At 50.2% G+C, this 20299-nt stretch carries 21 protein-coding genes; 4 read left to right on the top strand and 17 right to left on the bottom strand.

The genetic code is table 11. The features are described from left to right. Positions 1–20 precede the first annotated feature (20 nt). On the bottom strand, positions 21–1406 hold the full coding sequence (gene dcuC / locus ACJHXB_RS18905) for an anaerobic C4-dicarboxylate transporter DcuC (protein ID WP_000955057.1): 1386 nt from the start codon (positions 1404–1406) through the stop codon (positions 21–23). Positions 1407–1991: 585 nt separating this feature from the next. On the opposite strand from dcuC, the gene pagP reads away from it, so the two are divergent. Continuing rightward, positions 1992–2552 (top strand): lipid IV(A) palmitoyltransferase PagP, encoded by a 561-nt coding sequence (gene pagP / locus ACJHXB_RS18900; protein ID WP_001314557.1) that lies wholly within the window; start codon positions 1992–1994, stop codon positions 2550–2552. A 174-nt stretch (positions 2553–2726) separates the two neighbouring features. Continuing rightward, on the top strand, positions 2727–2936 hold the full coding sequence (cspE, locus tag ACJHXB_RS18895) for a transcription antiterminator/RNA stability regulator CspE (RefSeq protein ID WP_000034825.1): 210 nt from the start codon (positions 2727–2729) through the stop codon (positions 2934–2936). A gap of 53 nt (positions 2937–2989) precedes the next feature. Here cspE and crcB read toward each other — a convergent pair whose 3' ends face one another. Next, positions 2990–3373, bottom strand: coding sequence for a fluoride efflux transporter CrcB (crcB, locus tag ACJHXB_RS18890; RefSeq protein WP_000939738.1), 384 nt, complete (start codon positions 3371–3373; stop codon positions 2990–2992). Positions 3374–3468: 95 nt separating this feature from the next. Here crcB and ACJHXB_RS18885 point away from each other — a divergent pair, with 95 nt between their 5' ends. Both ACJHXB_RS18885 and tatE read left to right on the top strand, forming a co-directional pair. Beyond that, complete coding sequence (locus tag ACJHXB_RS18885; RefSeq protein ID WP_001314558.1) at positions 3469–4257, top strand: deaminated glutathione amidase; 789 nt, start codon at positions 3469–3471, stop codon at positions 4255–4257. Positions 4258–4385: 128 nt separating this feature from the next. Then, positions 4386–4589, top strand: coding sequence for a twin-arginine translocase subunit TatE (gene tatE, locus ACJHXB_RS18880; protein WP_000503931.1), 204 nt, complete (start codon positions 4386–4388; stop codon positions 4587–4589). Between the two features lie 100 nt (positions 4590–4689). Here tatE and lipA read toward each other — a convergent pair whose 3' ends face one another. From lipA to leuS, 15 genes are all read right to left on the bottom strand, one after another. Further along, on the bottom strand, positions 4690–5655 hold the full coding sequence (gene lipA / locus ACJHXB_RS18875) for a lipoyl synthase (protein ID WP_000042632.1): 966 nt from the start codon (positions 5653–5655) through the stop codon (positions 4690–4692). A 208-nt stretch (positions 5656–5863) separates the two neighbouring features. Continuing rightward, the gene (locus tag ACJHXB_RS18870) at positions 5864–6817 is read right to left on the bottom strand and encodes a YbeF family transcriptional regulator (RefSeq protein WP_000378061.1); all 954 of its coding nucleotides are present in this window, start codon (positions 6815–6817) and stop codon (positions 5864–5866) included. A 259-nt stretch (positions 6818–7076) separates the two neighbouring features. After that, complete coding sequence (lipB, locus tag ACJHXB_RS18865; RefSeq protein ID WP_000284027.1) at positions 7077–7718, bottom strand: lipoyl(octanoyl) transferase LipB; 642 nt, start codon at positions 7716–7718, stop codon at positions 7077–7079. Between the two features lie 100 nt (positions 7719–7818). Then, positions 7819–8082 carry a DUF493 family protein YbeD gene (gene ybeD / locus ACJHXB_RS18860; RefSeq protein ID WP_000850550.1) on the bottom strand — a complete coding sequence of 88 codons (264 nt, stop codon included), beginning with the start codon at positions 8080–8082 and terminating at the stop codon, positions 7819–7821. 109 nt (positions 8083–8191) lie between these two features. Further along, on the bottom strand, positions 8192–9403 hold the full coding sequence (gene dacA, locus ACJHXB_RS18855; RefSeq protein ID WP_001092082.1) for a D-alanyl-D-alanine carboxypeptidase DacA: 1212 nt from the start codon (positions 9401–9403) through the stop codon (positions 8192–8194). Positions 9404–9542: 139 nt separating this feature from the next. Further along, the gene (gene rlpA / locus ACJHXB_RS18850) at positions 9543–10631 is read right to left on the bottom strand and encodes an endolytic peptidoglycan transglycosylase RlpA (protein WP_001231418.1); all 1089 of its coding nucleotides are present in this window, start codon (positions 10629–10631) and stop codon (positions 9543–9545) included. 10 nt (positions 10632–10641) lie between these two features. Beyond that, positions 10642–11754 (bottom strand): peptidoglycan glycosyltransferase MrdB, encoded by a 1113-nt coding sequence (gene mrdB / locus ACJHXB_RS18845; RefSeq protein ID WP_000131719.1) that lies wholly within the window; start codon positions 11752–11754, stop codon positions 10642–10644. Between the two features lie 2 nt (positions 11755–11756). Further along, a complete protein-coding gene (mrdA, locus tag ACJHXB_RS18840; RefSeq protein WP_000776191.1) occupies positions 11757–13658 on the bottom strand; it encodes a peptidoglycan DD-transpeptidase MrdA in 1902 nt (633 codons plus the stop codon). A gap of 30 nt (positions 13659–13688) precedes the next feature. Further along, positions 13689–14156 carry a 23S rRNA (pseudouridine(1915)-N(3))-methyltransferase RlmH gene (gene rlmH / locus ACJHXB_RS18835; RefSeq protein ID WP_000776104.1) on the bottom strand — a complete coding sequence of 156 codons (468 nt, stop codon included), beginning with the start codon at positions 14154–14156 and terminating at the stop codon, positions 13689–13691. 3 nt (positions 14157–14159) lie between these two features. Then, entirely contained in the window at positions 14160–14477 is a 318-nt protein-coding gene (gene rsfS, locus ACJHXB_RS18830; protein WP_001161664.1) for a ribosome silencing factor, read from the bottom strand. 259 nt (positions 14478–14736) lie between these two features. Beyond that, positions 14737–15348, bottom strand: a complete 612-nt coding sequence (locus ACJHXB_RS18825; RefSeq protein ID WP_001241875.1) for an adenosylcobalamin/alpha-ribazole phosphatase — start codon at positions 15346–15348, stop codon at positions 14737–14739. A gap of 23 nt (positions 15349–15371) precedes the next feature. Beyond that, positions 15372–16013: a nicotinate-nucleotide adenylyltransferase gene (nadD, locus tag ACJHXB_RS18820; protein WP_000838889.1), complete on the bottom strand. Its 642-nt coding sequence runs from the start codon at positions 16011–16013 to the stop codon at positions 15372–15374. Position 16014: 1 nt separating this feature from the next. Next, entirely contained in the window at positions 16015–17046 is a 1032-nt protein-coding gene (gene holA, locus ACJHXB_RS18815; protein ID WP_000620511.1) for a DNA polymerase III subunit delta, read from the bottom strand. Next, positions 17046–17627, bottom strand: coding sequence for an LPS assembly lipoprotein LptE (gene lptE, locus ACJHXB_RS18810; RefSeq protein ID WP_001269673.1), 582 nt, complete (start codon positions 17625–17627; stop codon positions 17046–17048). The genes holA and lptE overlap by 1 nt, the downstream gene beginning before the upstream one ends. 14 nt (positions 17628–17641) lie before the next feature. Beyond that, a complete protein-coding gene (gene leuS, locus ACJHXB_RS18805) occupies positions 17642–20224 on the bottom strand; it encodes a leucine--tRNA ligase (RefSeq protein ID WP_001157896.1) in 2583 nt (860 codons plus the stop codon). Between the last annotated feature and the right edge of the window lie 75 nt (positions 20225–20299).

Here is a 20299-nt window from a genome sequence, read left to right as displayed (position 1 = left end):
CTTGCCTCCGGCATGACTATTTACTTGCCTGTGACCGCGGCTGCCGTTCCTGGCACCATCAGCTCTGTAGCAACGATAACAATCACCAGCCCAACAAGCACCGGCACCGAGGTGCGTTTTACGACTTCAAATGGTGAGATTTTCGCCATCCCGGCAACCGCAACGACTACGCCAGAAACGGGTGACAGGGTACGACCGAGGTTTGACGCCTGCAGCATTGGGATAGTCAAATACGCCGGGTTAATGCCGGAAGAGTGCGCCAGTTTCGGGATCATCTCAACAAACGCATAAAACGGCGCATTGCCTGAACCGGTCGTGACTGCCGCCAGCATTGTCAGGATCACTAATACCAGCATCAGGATGATACTCGCCGAACCAAACGAGGTGGCGATAGAAATCAGACTTTGAATAAAGCCGATGGTGCTAAGCCCCTGAGCGAATACCCCAGCGGCAACCAGCAGCATCACCACGTTAGCAAACGCATCTGCCATCCCGCGATAAGCCACTTCCAGACCAGAGAAAACTTTCTGGGTATTAAAGCTGCGGATGAACTCCAGAATGGAGGCAATCAGCATACAAATCACCAGAATAGTGATGATGTGTAATTGCGGACCCCATTTGCCGTCAAAAATCAGCACTCCGATGATCGGCGTGAACGGCAAAATGGCATAAAACGCAGGAGCAGTGGTGGTGATTTCACTGACATCTAACATTTCATGAGAGATGTGCTCTTTTTTATCCAGATAACGTTGCCAGAAGAAGTGGGCGATCGCCATGCCGATAATTGCAGCAATTGAGATAGGCAGCGTCGTTTTGAAGGCGAAGTCAATCAGCGACATTTCGGAAGCCTGCGCCGCCAGCACCACATCCCCTGAAGTCGGTGCGAGAATAATCGCCGCCGGGGAGGCACAAATAGCAGCAGCTGCACCACGGCTGATACCAACGTTTACCATCACCGGAAACAGGGTTGCCATCAGCAAAACACCCAGACCGGTCGCGGAAGAGACGGCCAGAGACATCAGACAGGCGACAAAATAGGCGGCAATCATCAGCAGGTAAGGGGAGTTAATATACTGCAATGGTTTTGACGCCAGCTTGACCACCATATCATTCGCGCCGATATGGGTCATGTAAGCGGCAAAGCCACACAGCATCATAATCATCATGCCGAGGTCGCCGCCGCGGCTCATTAGCAATATTTTAACGTATTCAACGATATCCGTGGCGCTGTAGCCTGTTGAAGCCTGGCTGGACGGTAACACTTTGTGCCCCATAATGGCACTGATAATCAGCAATAACAGGCCACCGACAAATAACACGCCAGTGGCGGAATACCCTTTAATGATGTAGCGAGCTACACCCACAATAACCACAACCCCAATAAGGAGTTCAATGAATGTCAGCATAATTTTTCCTGTCTCCAGGCCCCAAAGTAAATAATAAAAAATTCCTAAAGCTTAAGGAAAAAATATGCCCAATAAATTGGCGATGAATGCTGATTAAAATCAAGAAAAACTGCCATTAAGACATTGAATTTGCTGTTTTTATACATAGATAACAAAACGCATATTTAGCGGTTGGCAATTATCACATAATAATGTGTGTAAATTGATGGTGGATTGATGCAAATTTGTTAATTGCAATGGTGTTAGCTGCGGCTGTGCGCTCAAAAAACAATCTAACATGAGCATAGGTTGACGATATATAATATATTCTTCGTTAAGAGGTTTTTTGTATCCTATTAAAAAATAAAGTAATTTTTTCTTGGTTGTATTTTGTCATCAAAAAAGACTTGGTTTTTTTATGACTATTCCCATCGCAGAAAACGATACATCATCTTTAATCGATGCGCGGAAATATTTAACTTAAACAAGCGGAAATAAATAGAGCAGCTATTCAGATTGTTCTTTATGTTGGGGCTATTAAGGTTATGTTAATTGTAGCTTTGCTATGCTAGTAGTAGATTTTTGATAAATGTTTTATGGTCACAAATGAACGTGAGTAAATATGTTGCTATCTTTTCCTTTGTTTTTATTCAGTTAATCAGCGTTGGTAAAGTTTTTGCTAACGCAGATGAGTGGATGACAACGTTTAGAGAAAATATTGCTCAAACCTGGCAACAGCCTGAACATTATGATTTATATATTCCTGCCATCACCTGGCATGCACGTTTCGCTTACGACAAAGAAAAAACCGATCGCTATAACGAGCGACCGTGGGGTGGCGGTTTTGGTCAGTCGCGATGGGATGAAAAAGGAAACTGGCATGGCCTGTATGCCATGGCATTTAAGGACTCGTGGAACAAATGGGAACCGATTGCCGGATACGGATGGGAAAGTACCTGGCGACCGCTGGCGGATGAAAATTTTCATTTAGGACTGGGATTCACCGCTGGCGTAACGGCACGCGATAACTGGAATTACATCCCTCTCCCGGTTCTACTGCCATTGGCCTCTGTGGGTTATGGTCCAGTGACTTTTCAGATGACCTACATTCCGGGTACCTATAACAATGGCAATGTGTACTTTGCCTGGATGCGCTTTCAGTTTTGAGACAAATGAAATTTTAGTAAACTCTTTAAAATCAATGGGTAAAATAATTAACATCAAAAATAACGCGACTTTTATCACTTTTTAGTAAAGTTGCACTGGACAAAGCGTACCACAATTGGTGTACTGGTAACCGACACAGCATTTGTGTCTATTTTTCATGTAAAGGTAATTTTGATGTCTAAGATTAAAGGTAACGTTAAGTGGTTTAATGAGTCCAAAGGATTCGGTTTCATTACTCCGGAAGACGGCAGCAAAGACGTGTTCGTACACTTCTCTGCAATCCAGACTAATGGTTTTAAAACTCTTGCTGAAGGTCAGCGCGTAGAGTTCGAAATCACTAACGGTGCCAAAGGCCCTTCTGCTGCAAACGTAATCGCTCTGTAAGATACGTCAGCAAGAATTCAAAACCCGCTTAATCAGCGGGTTTTTTTTGGTCTTTAGTGTGCGGTTGAGGCGGAAAACAGCCAGAAAGCCAGTGCGGTCATGGCAAAAGACCCCAAAAGGTTGACGAAAACGTTCAGTAACGCCCAGCCAAAGCGGCCCTCTTGTAACAAAAACACCACTTCTGCCGAAAATGTTGAGAAGGTTGTTAGACCGCCACAAAATCCGGTGGTGATTAATACTTTCCACACTGGATCAATGTTCGTCATCCTGCTAAACCAGGCGAATCCCATTCCTATGATGAATGCCCCAATCAGGTTTGCAGCCAGCGTCCCCAACGGAATCGCTTGATGCAGCGGGTTAAATCGCATACTTAACAGCCATCTCGCCACGCTTCCCGTACCACCGCCAATAAAAACTGCTAAAAGAAGTTGTAACACTGCAAAATCCTGCTATTTGATTTGTATGAGTGATAAGTGTAACGCCGAATAATCGCCGTTGGCGAATTTTACGACTCTGACAGGAGGAGGTGGCAATGCTGGTTGCCGCAGGACAGTTTGCTGTTACATCTGTGTGGGAAAAGAACGCTGAGATTTGTGCCTCGTTGATGGCGCAGGCGGCGGAAAACGACGTATCGCTGTTTGTCCTGCCGGAAGCATTGCTGGCGCGCGATGATCATGATGCAGATCTATCGGTTAAATCAGCACAGCTGCTGGAAGGCGAATTCCTCGGACGTTTACGGCGAGAAAGTAAACGTAACATGTTGACGACAATTCTGACGATTCATGTTCCTTCAACGCCGGGGCGCGCATGGAATATGCTGGTGGCACTTCAGGCAGGAAACATCGTCGCCCGTTATGCCAAACTGCATCTCTATGATGCATTTGCCATTCAGGAATCACGCCATGTTGATGCTGGTAATGAAATAGCTCCGTTACTGGAGGTGGAAGGGATGAAGGTCGGTCTGATGACCTGTTATGACTTACGCTTTCCAGAGCTGGCGCTGGCACAGGCATTACAGGGAGCTGAAATCCTGGTACTTCCTGCCGCCTGGGTTCGTGGGCCGCTCAAAGAGCATCACTGGTCAACGTTGCTTGCCGCTCGTGCGCTGGATACCACCTGTTATATGGTGGCGGCGGGGGAGTGCGGGAACAAAAATATCGGGCAAAGCCGGATTATAGATCCCTTTGGCGTCACCATTGCGGCAGCGTCAGAAATGCCTGCACTCATTATGGCGGAAGTGACGCCCGAACGTGTGCGTCAGGTGCGCGCGCAACTGCCCGTCTTAAACAACCGTCGCTTTGCGCCGCCGCAATTATTATGATGTTTTTTTACTCGGCGCTTGATTCACCTTGTTACAGATTGCTATTGTGTGCGCGCGTCGAATGACCGTTAATATTCTCTGGTTTTTAAGGCGCGTTCTGTTGCCGGTTATATGTCAAGAAGGTATCTATGGGTGAGATTAGTATTACCAAACTGCTGGTAGTTGCGGCGCTGGTCGTTCTGCTGTTTGGGACTAAGAAGTTACGTACGCTGGGCGGAGACCTTGGAGCGGCCATTAAAGGGTTCAAGAAGGCGATGAATGATGACGATGCTGCGGCGAAAAAAGGCGCAGACGTTGATCTTCAGGCTGAAAAGCTCTCTCATAAAGAGTGACGTGGCGAGCAGGACGCTCCCTCAATATCTTGTTCGATACAAAAAACCCGCTTCAAAAAGCGGGTTTTTTATCAGACAGATGTAAGCAATTATTACAGGATTACTTAACTTCCATCCCTTTCGCCTGCAAATCGGCGTGGTAAGACGAGCGGACAAACGGACCGCATGCAGCATGGGTAAAGCCCATCGCCAGCGCTTCGGCTTTCATTTCGTCGAACTCATCCGGGCTAACGTAACGTTGAACCGGCAGGTGATGGCGGCTTGGCTGCAAATATTGCCCCAGCGTTAACATCGTCACACCATGACGGCGCAGGTCGCGCATTACCTCAATAATTTCTTCATTGGTTTCACCCAGACCCACCATCAGACCAGACTTGGTCGGGATTTCCGGATGCGCTTCTTTAAAGCGTTCCAGCAGCTTCAGCGACCAGTTGTAATCTGCACCAGGCCGTACCTGACGGTAAATACGCGGTACGTTTTCCAGGTTATGGTTGAACACATCTGGTGGTGTGGCGGTCAGAATATCCAGAGCACGATCCATACGACCGCGGAAATCCGGCACCAGAGTTTCAATTTTGATTTGCGGGCTTTTTTCCCGAATGGCAGTAATGCAATCCGCAAAGTGCTGGGCACCGCCATCGCGCAGGTCATCACGGTCAACGGAGGTGATAACCACATAACGCAGCGCCATATCGGCAATGGTCTGCGCCAGTTTCACTGGTTCATTGGCATCCGGAGCTACCGGGCGACCATGGGCAACGTCACAGAACGGACAACGGCGGGTACAAATAGCGCCGAGGATCATAAACGTTGCTGTGCCGTGGTTGAAGCATTCCGCCAGGTTAGGGCAGGAGGCTTCCTCGCAGACAGAATGCAGGCCATTTTTGCGCATTGCGGCTTTGATGCCCTGGATACGTGTAGAGTCCGCTGGAAGCTTGATTTTCATCCATTCCGGCTTGCGCAGCAGGGCTTCGCGCTCTGTTGCCACGTTTTTAACCGGGATAAGGGCCATCTTATCGGCATCGCGGTATTTAACACCGCGTTCCATCACAATGGGTTTACTCATAGCGTGCGTGTTCCAGTTGCGAATTACGAAGGAAAGCGTTTCAATTCAATAGATTGTTGTAATTATCAACTATTTTTGAATTAACGACTGGCAGTATATCATTGAAACGGACCTGAAAGCAGCCAAAGCGGTCGCGAAAATGTAAAATTGTTGTTGGATTGTGCCATTTTTTCGTTCTTCGCTGTGATCTGGCTGTAACAATACTTTTTCAAAATGCATTACGGATAACATCTATTACCCCGTGCAGGATGGGATCACGCAGGCTGAATTTGTTGTAGTGGATAGAGAAATCTATTTGCTCCTCATTTAAGGACGGAAAAGGCAGTTTTTCCAGCGGCCAACAACGGCTAAACAGGTTATAAAAACGGCTGGGAATAATCGCTAACATGTCACTGTTGGCAACCAGTGCAGCGATTGTCAAAATGTTGTAGCTGGTGAAACTGATTTGCCGGTCCGGAAACATCTCTTGAACTCTCTGCCGCAGACCGCTGAAATTTTGCCCTTCCGGTAACAGGAGTATATGCGCAGCGTTGTCGATAGTCCCTCTGTCATCTTCTAAAGAGAGTAGTGGATTTCCCTCGCGGCAAATTAACACCATATTGTCGGTGAACAGAACATGATGTTGCACCGTACGATTGGTGCAAAACATGTTATCGATGATGAGATCGGTTTGAAACTGACTGAGTTGGTTTTCCGCGTCGCTGATGGGCGGGTTGCGCAGTAAAAGCTGCGGATAGTGAGTTTTAATCGCCCGATAGATGACAGGAAGGACCAGGGCTCCGACCGAGGGGGTGGTCGCAATAGTTATCGTTCGTTGCTTATCATAGCTTCCTTCGATATCCAGCGCGCCAAGAATGGACTCAAGGCCCTGACTGATATACTCATGTAGATGCATCGCAAATGCGGTAGGAGTGACACCCTGGCCTTTGCGAATAAACAATGGGTCAGGGAATATAACGCGCAGTTTCTGAATAGACTGACTGATTGCCGAGGGTGTCAGATTAAGCACTTTCGCTGCATTAACGATCCCTTTATGTACATATACAGCTTCAAAAATAGTCAGAAGGTTAAGATCAATATTTCGTAAGGTTGTAAATATTTGTGGTTTACCTTCTGACGACTTTCTGCTTAAACAGGTTTCAATTTGATTATTACTATCCACGCACTTACTCCAATTTTATTCATGGAAAAATAATATTTAAAAAAATTACAATAATCTTATGTCTAATTGGAACGGAACGCTTTTGCTCACCATAATCAACTATTTCAATAAGTTAATCAATGGGGTGAGTTACGGAGCAAGGCGTAGCATCGCATTTCTGCAAGTGATAAAGAAAATATACAAACGCGAAGGAGATGTAAAGCATTAGCAGGTATTATGAGTAATGACCCAGTGTAAATTGGGCCATTGATGTATGGAATTAAGCGGTAATATATTCGAAGTCAGGATTGTTTAGTAGCGCTAAAATATTTTCCAGTAAACGTGGTGCAATATTATTAGTCGTCGCTTCGGGTTTCCATTGTGATATTTTAGCCATTTCCATTCCGGCATACCCACAAGGATTAATACGTAAAAATGGTGAAAGATCCATATTGACGTTTAATGCCAGACCGTGGAATGAACAACCGCGTCGAATACGTAAACCCAGTGAGCAAATTTTCTTTTCCCCGACATAGACACCAGGCGCGTCAGCCCGAGGATGCGCTTCTATACCCAGTTCAGCCAGGGTATTCACCACTGTTTGCTCAAGCAAGGTCACCAGTTCACGCACACCGAGTTTACGGCGTTTCAGGTTAAGCAACACATACATCACCTGTTGCCCCGGCCCGTGATAAGTCACCTGCCCACCGCGATCGCTCTGAATCACCGGAATATCACCCGGCATTAAAATGTGCTCCGCCTTTCCTGCCTGCCCTTGGGTGAATACCGGATAGTGCTCGACCAGCCAGATTTCATCAAGGGTACTATCATCGCGGGTATCGGTGAATTCATGCATAGCCTGGGAGATTGGCTCGTAAGGCTGAAGACCGAGCTGGCGGACAAGAATTTTATCCTGATACAAAACGGCATCTCCGTGGAGAATGAGTAAAAGTGGGGGAAAAGTATATCACAGCGAGGAGAGGGGAGTTACCCGACCAGGAGCCGGGTAACGGAGAAGCGAGTTACAGAACCATGCGGACAATATCGATTTTGCCCAGTTCTTCATACAGTGTTTCAACCTGCTCGATATGAGTAGCGTTGATAGTGATAGATACCGAGTGGTAGTTGCCTTTGCTGCTTGGTTTTACCGTTGGGGTGTAGTCACCTGGCGCATGGCGCTGTACCACTTCAACCACCTGATCAACCAGCTCAGGTAACGCCTGCCCCATAACTTTGTAAGTAAAAGGAGTAGGGAATTCAAGCAGTTCGTTAAGTTTGGTTTTCATGTCAGCTCCGGCGTAACGTAATTAAATAGCAACTCCCGCCAGAAGGCGGGAGTTTTTTACTGATGCTTAGTATATGGGGGCGGAAATTACACTTTCAAGTGTTCGATTTTTAACCAAACCAGTGATGGAACATTAATTTAATGTAATCAATGATTTTGCCGAAGAAGTTGCCTTCCGGGATTTCTTGCAGCACAACCAGCGGGCGTTGTTCGATCGTTTTGCCATCAAGCTGGAAGTTGATAGTACCGACGACCTGATTCTTTTGCAGCGGCGCATGCAATTCACTGCTGTTCAGCACATAGCTGGCTTTCAGATCTTTCATGCGGCCACGCGGAATGGTCAGATACACGTCTTTATCAACACCTAACGAAGCGCGATCAGAATCACCAAACCAAACCGGTTCAGAGGCGAACTCTTTACCTACTTTCAGTGGGTTAACGGTTTCGAAGAAACGGAAGCCCCAGGTTAGCAGTTTTTTACTTTCGGCTTCACGGCCTTTAAAAGTACGTCCGCCCATCACCGCAGAGATCAAGCGCATCTGGCCTTCAGTCGCAGAAGCAACAAGGTTGTAACCTGCTTTGTCAGTGTGTCCGGTTTTGATGCCGTCGACATTCAGGCTGTTATCCCATAACAGGCCGTTACGGTTCAGCTGGCGAATACCGTTAAACGTAAATTCTTTTTCTTTATAGATCGAGTATTCATTCGGTACGTCACGGATCAACGCCTGGCCGATCAGCGCCATATCTCGCGCGGAGCTGTACTGACCATCAGCATCCAGACCATGTACCGTCTGGAAGTGGGTATTTTTCAGGCCCAGGGCGTTAACGTAGCTGTTCATCAAGCCAACAAAAGCGTCCTGGCTACCAGCGGCAAAATCGGCCATGGCGACGCAAGCATCGTTACCCGATTGCAGGTTAATACCGCGGATTAGCTGAGAAACCGGAACCTGCATGCCCGGTTTGAGGAACATCAGCGAAGAACCTTTAAACACCGGGTTACCGGTAGCCCATGCGTCGTTACCGATGGTGACTAAATCAGTTTCTTTAAATTTACCGGCTTTCATTGCCTGGCCGATAACGTAACTGGTCATCATTTTGGTCAGGCTGGCAGGATCGCGGCGGACATCTGCGTTCTGTTCGGCGAGCACTTTGCCGGAGTTATAGTCAATCAGGATGTAGGACTCCGCATCGATCTGCGGTACACCCGGGATCATAGTTTTGATATTCAGGTCATCGGCATGTGCAGCAGAGATAAAGGCTGTGCAAAGAGCCGTGGTGAGCGCCAGGCGCTTCATGATACGAGCGGAAAAAATGGTATTCATGGTCTGAACTACGACATCCGTGATGGAATTAAAAAAAGTGCCCTACTATAGCAAATGCACTACCGGCAGGCATCTGACTTTCCGCGTGACTTTGTTAACGTCATTTACAGAAATTGACACATCAGATGCCTGCTTTACGCTACTGCGCGGTGGTAATAAATGACTGTAATTGGGCTTCGGTTTGCAAACGTTGCTGCAAGGTACTGGCTTCGGCTTTGCTGGCGAATGGGCCAAGCTGGATCCGCCAGACCGCGCCATTTTGAGTTACGCGACCGGGGACGCCGAACTTCTGTCCCAGTTGCTGTTGGTACTGTTGCGCACGAGCCTGATCGCTAACGGCTCCGACTTGCACCATAAAGTTGCCGCTGGCGCTTTGCGAGGCGGCTTGCGGTGTCACCATTGCAGGCGAGGTTGCAGGCGTTGTCGCCGGAGCTGTAACAACGGGCTGTGGTGCAGGTGTTGGTTCGCTGCTTTCCAGAACACCAGGCGCTAAGGTCGTTGGTGCGCCGAGGAAACCGCTGCTGGTTACCGGCGCGCCGGTCGGATCTTCGCTTTTTAGCGTCGAATTACTGACCGGAAGAATGTCACCCTGTGGGCCAGACACTGAATTTGTTCCCGCGCCGCCGCTTAAATCGGGAGGTGCAGGCAGGGCGTAAGTCTGTTTGGCAACTGTGGTACAAGCCATACCAGGACCAGAAAGCGAACCATCCTGGGCGACAATAATCGGATCGATACGAACTTTGGTGTTGTTTGACGTGTTAAGACGGTCAGCTGCCGCGCGAGAAAGCGAAATAACGCGGTCGTTGCCGTAAGGACCGCGATCATTAATGCGCACCACGATCATTCGCCCGTTAGCCAGGTTAGTGATTCTGGCGTAGCTGGGGATCGGAAGCGTTGGATGGGCCGCCGTCAACTGTGTCGGATCGAATGCTTCGCCAGAGGCCGTCAGGTTACTGCCGGGTTCGGCATCATAGATTGCCGCCAGTCCCGCCTGGCTAAATCGAGACGGATCCTGCACGATTTTGTAGCTTTTACCGTCGCGCTGGTAATCCTGATTTGCCGTCGCGTTCAGTGGTTCGAAACGCGGGTCCGCCCCGCTAATTTCAACTATGGGGCCGTTACATACCGCAGGCTGCGGTACACTTACCGTCTGTTGCTGACCATCATCGCTTGTACATGCCGCGAGCATTCCTGCCGCGATGCAGATCCCGAGCCACTGCTTACGCATTGCGCACCTCTTACACGCTTTTCGACAACATTTTCCTGTGGGTGTGGATTGACATTACAATCCCGAACCCAGCCATCAGCACAATTAGCGCCGATCCTCCATAACTGACCAGTGGGAGCGGAACCCCTACAACCGGCAGAATACCGCTTACCATACCAATATTTACGAAGACATAAACGAATAATATCAGCATTAAGCCGCCAGCCATGACGCGACCAAAGGTGGTTTGCGCTCTGGCGGCTATCCACAGCCCGCGCATGATCAGCAGAATGTAAAGAGCGAGCAGAATCAAAATACCCACTAATCCCAGCTCTTCCGCCAGTACCGCGAAGATAAAGTCGGTATGGCGTTCGGGGAGAAATTCAAGCTGTGACTGAGTACCGTGCAGCCAGCCTTTGCCGCGTAATCCGCCGGAGCCAATAGCAATTTTAGACTGAATAATATGATAGCCCGCGCCGAGTGGGTCTGATTCCGGGTCCAGGAGCATCATTACGCGCTGGCGCTGGTAATCATGCATCAGGAAGAACCACAGAATCGGAATGAACGCCGCTACCAGCACTACTGCGACGCCAATCAGACGCCAGCTAAGGCCAGAGAGGAACAGTACAAACAGACCGGAAAGCGCAACGAGGATTGATGTTCCCAGGTCAGGCTGTGCAGCCACCAGCAGCGTGGGCATAAATATCAGCACCAGCGCGATGCCAGTGTTCTTCAACGATGGCGGGCAAACGTCGCGGTTGATAAAGCGCGCAACCATCAGTGGTACGGCTATTTTGGCAATTTCCGACGGCTGAAAACGAACAATACCGAGGTCCAGCCAGCGTTGAGCACCTTTAGAGATGGCACCGAAAGCATCTACCGCCACCAGCAAAATAATACAGATGATATAGAGATAGGGGGCCCAGCCTTCATAAACGCGTGGAGGAATTTGCGCCATCACCACCATGATGACCAGACCCATCGCGATTTGGCCGATTTTACGCTCCATCATGCCAATATCCTGACCGCTGGCGCTCCAGATAACCAGGGCGCTGTAAACCAGCAATGCCAGTAAAATCAGCAGCATTGTGGGATCGAGATGGACTTTATCCCAGAATGTTTTTTTATTCGGATTATCCGTCATGATTAATGGTCCTCCGCTGCGGCAACCGCTGGATTTTCCGCAGGCAGATCGGTGTTGTTATCACCCAGCATAATGTGGTCGAGGATCTGGCGCATCAGCGTACCAACCGCCGGACCCGCGCCACCGTTCTCCAGAATCATGGCGACAGCCACTTGCGGATTGTTGTATGGCGCAAAGGCGGTCATCAGTTTGTGGTCACGTAAACGCTCGGCAATTTTGTGCGCATTATAGGTTTCGTTCGCTTTCAGACCGAAGACCTGAGCGGTACCAGATTTCGCCGCAATTTTGTACGGTGCGCTGGCAAAGTATTTATGCGCCGTACCGTTAGGGCGGTTAGCAACACCGTACATACCGTCTTTCGCCAGCTCCCAGTAACCGGAATGAATATCGCCGACGGGCGGTTCATGCGGTTGTACCCATGGCACCTGTTTGCCGTCTTCGGCGGTGCTCATCAGCAAATGCGGAACCTTCACGATACCGTCATTAATCAGGATCATCAGTGCCTTACTCATCTGGATTGGGGTCGCTGTCCAGTAACCCTGACCGATACCAACCGGAATGGTGTCACCCTGATACCACGGTTTTTTAAAGCGTTTCTGTTTCCATTCGCGGGTAGGCATGTTGCCGGAACGTTCTTCCGCCAGGTCGATACCAGTGTAATGACCATAACCGAATTTACCCATCCATTCGGAGAGGCGATCGATTCCCATATCGTAGGCCACCTGATAGAAGAAGGTATCCGCAGATTCTTCCAGCGATCTTGTGACATTCAGACGCCCGTGGCCCCATTTTTTCCAGTCACGATAACGTTTTTCCGAACCTGGCAGTTGCCACCAGCCTGGGTCAAACAGCGTCGTATTGCGCGTGATCACTCCGGCGCTCAATGCCGAAACCGCCACATAGGGTTTAACTGTAGACGCGGGAGGATAAACCCCCTGTGTGGCGCGGTTCACCAGCGGTGTATTCGGGTCGTTCAGCAAGGCGGAATAATCTTTGCTGGAGATACCGTCAACAAACAGGTTTGGGTCATAACTAGGCGTGGAAACCAGCGCCAGCACCCCACCTGTACGCGGATCGGTGACTACCACCGCTGCGCGGCTACCCGCCAGCAGCGTTTCAATATATTGCTGGAGTTTGAGATCCAGCGTCAGGTAAATATCGTGTCCGGCTTGCGGTGGTACTTCTTTTAACTGGCGGATAACACGCCCACGGTTGTTAACTTCAACCTCTTCATAACCAGTCTGACCGTGCAGCACGTCTTCATAGTAACGCTCAATGCCCAGCTTACCGATATCATGCGTTGCCGCATAGTTGGCCAGTTTGCCGTCATTATTCAGGCGTTCGACGTCTTTATCGTTGATTTTCGACACATAGCCGATGACGTGGGTCAACGCCGAACCGTAAGGATAGTAACGACGTTTATAGCCTTTAACTTCAACACCCGGAAAACGGTACTGATTGACGGCAAAGCGAGCTACTTGTACTTCGGTCAGGTTAGTTTTCACCGGAATAGAGGTGAAACGGTGTGAACGTGCGCGCTCTTTTCGGAATGCAGCAATATCATCATCGGTCAGATCTACCACGCTGCGCAAAGCGTCCAGCGTTTGCTGCACGTTATCGACTTTCTCCGGCATCATTTCTATCTGGTAGATAGTGCGGTTGAGGGCCAGAGGGATACCGTTACGGTCGTAGATAATGCCGCGGCTGGGCGCGATAGGCACGAGCTTAATGCGGTTTTCATTAGAGCGGGTCTGGTAGTCGGTAAAGCGAACAATTTGCAGATTATACAGGTTGGCGATAAGCACGCCGGTCAGCAGCAAAATCCCCAAAAAGGCGACCAGCGCCCGGCGCACAAACAGCGCGGACTCTGCCGTATAGTCGCGAAAAGAGTTCTGTAGTTTCATCCGCTGCGTTTTCTACTCAAAGCTCCCTTATCACTCACGGTGATAAGGATGGTTGGTGGTGATGCTCCACGCCCGGTACAGACTCTCTGCGACCAGCACGCGAACCAGCGGATGGGGGAGGGTAAGCGCCGACAGCGACCAGCTCTGCTCCGCCGCCGCTTTACAGGCAGGCGACAACCCTTCAGGCCCGCCAATCAGTAGACTGACGTCGCGACCATCCAGCTTCCAGCGTTCCAGCTCAGCGGCTAACTGCGGCGTATCCCAGGGCTTGCCTGGAATATCGAGGGTGACAATGCGGTTTTTGCCTGCGGCCGCCAACATCTGCTCACCCTCTTTGTCGAGTATGCGCTTGATGTCCGCATTCTTGCCGCGTTTTCCGGCCGGAATTTCAATCAGCTCGAAGGGCATATCTTTCGGAAAACGACGCAGGTACTCGGTAAAACCGGTTTGTACCCAGTCCGGCATTTTCGTTCCCACGGCGACAAGTTGCAGCTTCACGCATTAACTCCAGAGTTTTTCCAGTTCATACAGGCGACGGCTCTCTTCCTGCATGACATGGACAATCACATCGCCCAAATCCACGACAATCCAGTCGGCGCTGTTTTCACCTTCTACGCCGAGCGGTAACAGGCCCGCTGCGCGAGACTCCTGCACAACGTGGTCAGCAATGGACATAACATGACGGCTGGACGTACCCGTACAGATGATCATGCAGTCGGTGATGCTGGATTTGCCCTGAACGTCTAAGGCGATGATGTCCTGACCTTTGAGGTCATCAATTTTGTCGATAACAAAATCCTGGAGTGCTTTACCCTGCAAGTTTTCCCCCTGGGTGAATCAAATAGATAAAAATGGTCTGTCAGTATACCTGAACCAGAGGCGATTTCGGGACAATTGTCGCCGAATCGGCTTTCGAAAGTGGGCTATCATCCCACCCCGAGCCGCAGATTGCATCGCCATTTTTGTAAAACAATTTCTACAAAGTCGTGTCTGGCGAAAAAAGTCTGGCTGCGGAGAATATCAGCCTGCCCGGGGCTGTCAATGGTCGTTGCGGCTTACCCGTAAAAAAACAGAAAAGTCATGCATTTTCGACCCCGATGGCACGGCTATTGAGGACGCGTAACGTCGCGAATTTTTGGTTGATATCAATGGCGCTCCAACATCCCTGGTCAACGCGAAAATGCCACATAGCTTCGGCAGGCATGCCAATTAAACGGGCGATTAACAGACTCAGTACACCCTGATGGCTGACGACTAAAATATTCTGATAGTGCTGAAATTCACTAAGCCTTGCGATAAACCGTTCCACACGTTGTGAAAATGCCTGAAATCCTTCACCGTTCGTGGGGATAGCATGCTGCCAGTCATTGCACCACGCGCTATAGTTTTCGGCATCTTCTTGCATGAGGTCGCGATGATGCCGCATCTCCCAGTCGCCAAAAAACATTTCGTTGAGTTCAGAGATGATTTGCACGGGGAGCTGGCGGTTACTGAGAACCAGTCGCGCGGTATGCTGTGCCCGTTCCAGTTCACTGCATAAAACCAGGTCAAAGGAAACACCATGTAGCAGCGTATGCAGATTTTGCGCTTGCTCAATACCGCGCGCAGTCAGGGGTGTGGGAGCATGACCGCTGTACAGACCATCGATATTCGCTTGCGTTTCGCCATGACGAATTAACCACAGTCGCATCATGCCCTCCGTAACGACAGGTATCAGCGATACAAGCCTTGTTGGTTAATGTAAGTCAGTACCGGTTCCGGCAATAAATCCTCACACGATTCACCGTTTTGCAAACGTTCGCGGATGATGGTCGCCGAGATGTTAAACCACGGCGTTTCAGCCAGATAAATTTTACCGGCAGGCTGAAGGTGAAGATCTTCCGGGTTATGTGTCAAATGATCTTCCAGCCATTGCTGGTATTGCGGTTGCGCCATTTCAAGTGGGTAACCTGGACGCCGACAGACGATCAAATGTGCATTGTCGAGTATCGTTTCGTATTCGTACCAGGTCGGAAAGGTCAGCAGTGAATCCTGACCTATAATAAACGCCAGCGGCACGTCCGGCCCTTGTTCCTGCCGCCACTCTTTCAGTGTTTGCGCAGTGTAAGAGGGGGCATTGCGCTTTAGCTCGCGTTCATCAAGAGTAAATAATGGCTTGTCGGCAATCGCCAGTTCAAGCATGTGTTTACGCTGCACGCTGTTCGCTTCCGGCTGGGGACGATGCGGAGGAACATTATTAGGGATGATTGTGACCCGCGTCAGACCAATCAAATTCGCCAGCGTTTCCACGGGTTTAAGATGACCATAGTGCACCGGATCAAAGGTGCCGCCAAACAGAGCCTGTAAAGATTTCATATCAACCGTCGATAAATACGTCCGCCAGGGGTTTATGGCACAACAGAAGAGATAACCCTTCCAGCTCTGCCCACACTGACTGACCGTAATCTTGTTTGAGGGTGAGTTCCGTTCGTGTCAGGAGTTGCACGGCCTGACGTAACTGCGGCTGGCTTAAGCGATTTAACGCCTCGCCCATCATGCCCCGGCGGTTCTGCCATACCCGATGCTTATCAAACAACGCACGCAGTGGCGTATGGGCAGACTGGCGTTTCAGGTTAACCAGTAACAACAGTTCACGTTGTAATGTGCGCAACAAAATAACCGGTTCGCTGCCTTCCAGACGCAGTTGCTGAAGAATATGCAACGCGCGCTTACTTTTTCCCATCAACAAAGCATCAACCCAATGAAAAGGGGTGAAATGCGCGGCATCATTCACCGCCTGTTCAACGCGAGGTAATGTCAGTTTGCCGTCTGGCCAGAGTAGCGATAAACGCTCCAGTGCCTGAGCCAGCGCCAGCAGGTTACCTTCATAACAGTAGCAGAGCACCTGATTCGCCGCGTCATCCAGTTCTAAGTTGAGCTGTTTTGCGCGCGCAGCAACCCAGCGGGGAAGCTGAGCCTGCTCCGGTGTCTGACAGGTCACCTGCACGCTGCGATTCGCAAGAGCAGTAAACCAGGCGGCATTTTCTTGCGCTTTGCTTAATTTATTACCGCGGACGATCAACAGCAGGTCGTCATGCAGAAGTCCGGTGAGTGTGAGAAGTTGTTCATTGATCGCCGCATTCGGTCCGTTTTCTGGTAACAACAGCAATAGCGTTTGTCGACTGGCAAACAGACTCATGGCCTGGCATAACGAAAAGATCGCATTCCAGTCAGTGTTGGGATCAATGGAAAAAGTGTGGTGTTCTTCGAATCCTTGTACCGCAGCTACCTGACGAATAGCGTCCTGGCTTTCCTGCAATAACAGAGGATCGTTACCAAGTAAAAGATACGCCGCGCGCAGCCCTTCATTGAGCTGCGCGCGGAGTTGTTCCGGGTACAACCGAATCATCAGTTACCCAGCGTGGTAGAGACGCGTGCAGGCGTTGCCGGAGTATCCGTTGTGGTCGACGTCTGTTCTTCGTCGGAACGAATATCCGCAGCACGGATGCTTGGCAGCTTACGAATCAGCTGTTCGGCAGCACGGTCGTACATCTCTTTTACGATCATGTCTTGTTCGTTATCTTTCGCTAACGCCATTTGCGGGTTATCGAAGAACGAACGGAAGACTTTGGCGCTAATCGGGTAGATGTCACGGCCGGGGATCAACACGGTCGCATTGACCGTCATGATCATCTGATACTCTGCTGTTTGACCGTTACGGAATACCGATGCGGTATCTTTCGCGATGCTCACTTTACCCAAACGCAGGGATGGAACGTCCTTACGCGTGGTTTCTTTATCAAGCAACTCGACACCATTCAGACGTAACTGGTTACGCACCGCACGGCTTAATGGCCCGTTCGGATCGCCTGAGTCCAGGATCATGACCTTCATAGTGGAAGGAACCTGCGTGGTATCACGCAGATGCCAGCCACACCCAGCGGTGATTAACACCGCCAGAGATAACAACAATGTTGCCAGATATCGCACGCTTCCTCCCGCGCTTAGCCAACGACCAGATTGAGGAGTTTACCGGGTACGTAAATCACTTTACGCACGGTAACGCCATCAAGATATTTTGCTACCAGATGTTCCTGGCCAGCACGTTCGCGAACCTGTTCTTCCGTTGCGTCCACCGGAACGGTGATTTTTGCACGGACTTTACCGTTAACCTGCACCACGACCAGCGTGGAGTCTTCCACCATCGCTTTTTCGTCAGCAACCGGCCACGGTGCGTTGTCGATATCGCCTTCGCCTTTCAGTTCCTGCCACAGCGTGAAGCAGATGTGCGGGGTGAACGGGTTAAGCATACGAACAACGGCCAGCAGTGCTTCCTGCATCAGAGCGCGATCCTGCTCGCCATCGGTCGGTGCTTTCGCCAGTTTGTTCATCAGCTCCATAATCGCCGCAATTGCGGTGTTGAAGGTCTGACGACGGCCGATATCATCGGTCACTTTAGCGATCGTTTTATGCACATCGCGACGCAGCGCTTTCTGATCTTCAGTCAGCGCATCAACGTTCAGTGCCGCAACATCACCTTTCGCTGTGTGCTCGTAAACCAGTTTCCAGACACGTTTCAGGAAGCGGTTAGCCCCTTCCACGCCGGATTCCTGCCATTCGAGAGTCATATCCGCCGGAGAAGCAAACATCATAAACAGACGAACGGTGTCCGCGCCGTAACGTTCAACCATCACCTGCGGGTCGATACCGTTGTTCTTCGACTTGGACATTTTGCTCATGCCGGTATAAACCAGTTCATGACCTGCCGCGTCTTTCGCTTTCACGATACGGCCTTTCTCGTCACGTTCAACGATAGCATCAACCGGGGAAACCCAGTTACGTTCGCCGTTTTCGCCAACATAGTAGAAGGCATCTGCCAGCACCATACCCTGACACAGCAACTGTTTCGCTGGTTCGTCAGAGTTCACCATGCCTGCATCACGCATCAGTTTGTGGAAGAAGCGGAAGTAGAGCAGGTGCATAATGGCGTGTTCGATACCACCAATGTAGATATCCACCGGCAGCCAGTAGTTAGCCGCTTTGGAATCCAGCATACCTTCTTTGTACTCCGGGCAAGTGTAGCGCGCATAGTACCAGGAGGACTCCATAAAGGTGTCGAAAGTGTCGGTTTCACGCAGCGCTGGCATACCGTTAACGGTAGTTTTTGCCCACTCCGGATCTGCTTTAATCGGGCTGGTAATGCCGTCCATCACCACATCTTCCGGCAGGATCACCGGCAGCTGGTCGTCCGGGGTCGGCATTACGGTACCGTCTTCCAGCGTCACCATCGGAATCGGCGCGCCCCAGTAACGTTGACGGGAAACACCCCAGTCGCGCAGGCGGTAGTTCACTTTACGCTCGCCAACGCCCATCGCAGTCAGTTTATCGGCGATAGCGTTGAAGGCCGCTTCATGGTCAAGACCGTTGAACTCGCCAGAGTTGAACAGAACGCCTTTTTCAGTCAGGGCTTGCTGAGAAAGATCTGGCTCAGAGCCGTCAGCTGCCAGGATAACCGGTTTGATGTTCAGGCCGTATTTAGAGGCAAACTCGTAGTCGCGCTGGTCGTGACCCGGAACCGCCATAACTGCGCCCGTGCCGTACTCCATCAATACGAAGTTTGCTGCCCAAACGGGAATTTCTTCGCCCGTTAATGGGTGAACCGCTTTAAAGCCAGTATCGACGCCTTTTTTCTCCATCGTTGCCATTTCAGCTTCGGCAACTTTGGTGTTACGGCATTCGTCAATAAAGGCCGCCAGTTCAGGATTATTTTCCGCCGCTTTCTGCGCCAGCGGATGACCCGCCGCTACCGCCAGGTAGGTACAACCCATAAAGGTGTCCGGGCGGGTAGTGTAAACGGTCAGCGTGTTGTCATAGTCGTTAACGTTGAAGGTGATTTCCACGCCTTCGGAACGACCGATCCAGTTACGCTGCATGGTTTTAACGGTGTCTGGCCAGTGATCCAGTTTATCCAGATCGTTGAGCAGCTCGTCAGCGTAAGCGGTGATTTTGATAAACCATTGCGGGATCTCTTTACGCTCAACTTTGGTATCGCAGCGCCAGCAGCAGCCGTCGATAACTTGTTCGTTCGCCAGTACGGTCTGGTCGTTCGGGCACCAGTTGACTGCAGAAGTCTTCTTATATACCAGGCCTTTTTTATACAGCTCGGTGAAGAATTTCTGTTCCCAACGGTAGTATTCCGGTGTACAGGTTGCCAGCTCGCGGCTCCAGTCATAACCAAAGCCCAGCATTTTGAGCTGGTTTTTCATGTACGCGATGTTGTCGTACGTCCACGGTGCCGGTGCGGTGTTGTTTTTCACCGCCGCGCCTTCCGCAGGCAGACCAAACGCGTCCCAGCCGATCGGCTGCAGGACGTTTTTGCCCAGCATACGCTGGTAGCGGGCGATCACGTCACCAATGGTGTAGTTACGTACGTGGCCCATGTGTAGTCGACCAGAAGGATAGGGAAGCATAGACAGGCAGTAATACTTCTCTTTGCTCTCGTCTTCGGTTACTTCAAATGTGCGCTTCTCATCCCAATGAAGCTGTACTTTGGATTCTATCTCTTCCGGGCGGTATTGCTCTTGCATGGCAGCCAGTGGTCCTGTTTTCAATACGGCTACAAATGTAGCGTTGAGGTGGTTTTTCAGATCCGCATAGCATAG

The sequence above is a fragment of the Escherichia sp. WS3227_2 genome, from assembly GCF_046486495.1.
Classification (GTDB): domain Bacteria; phylum Pseudomonadota; class Gammaproteobacteria; order Enterobacterales; family Enterobacteriaceae; genus Escherichia; species Escherichia coli.
This window is presented reverse-complemented; position numbering and strand designations above follow the sequence as displayed.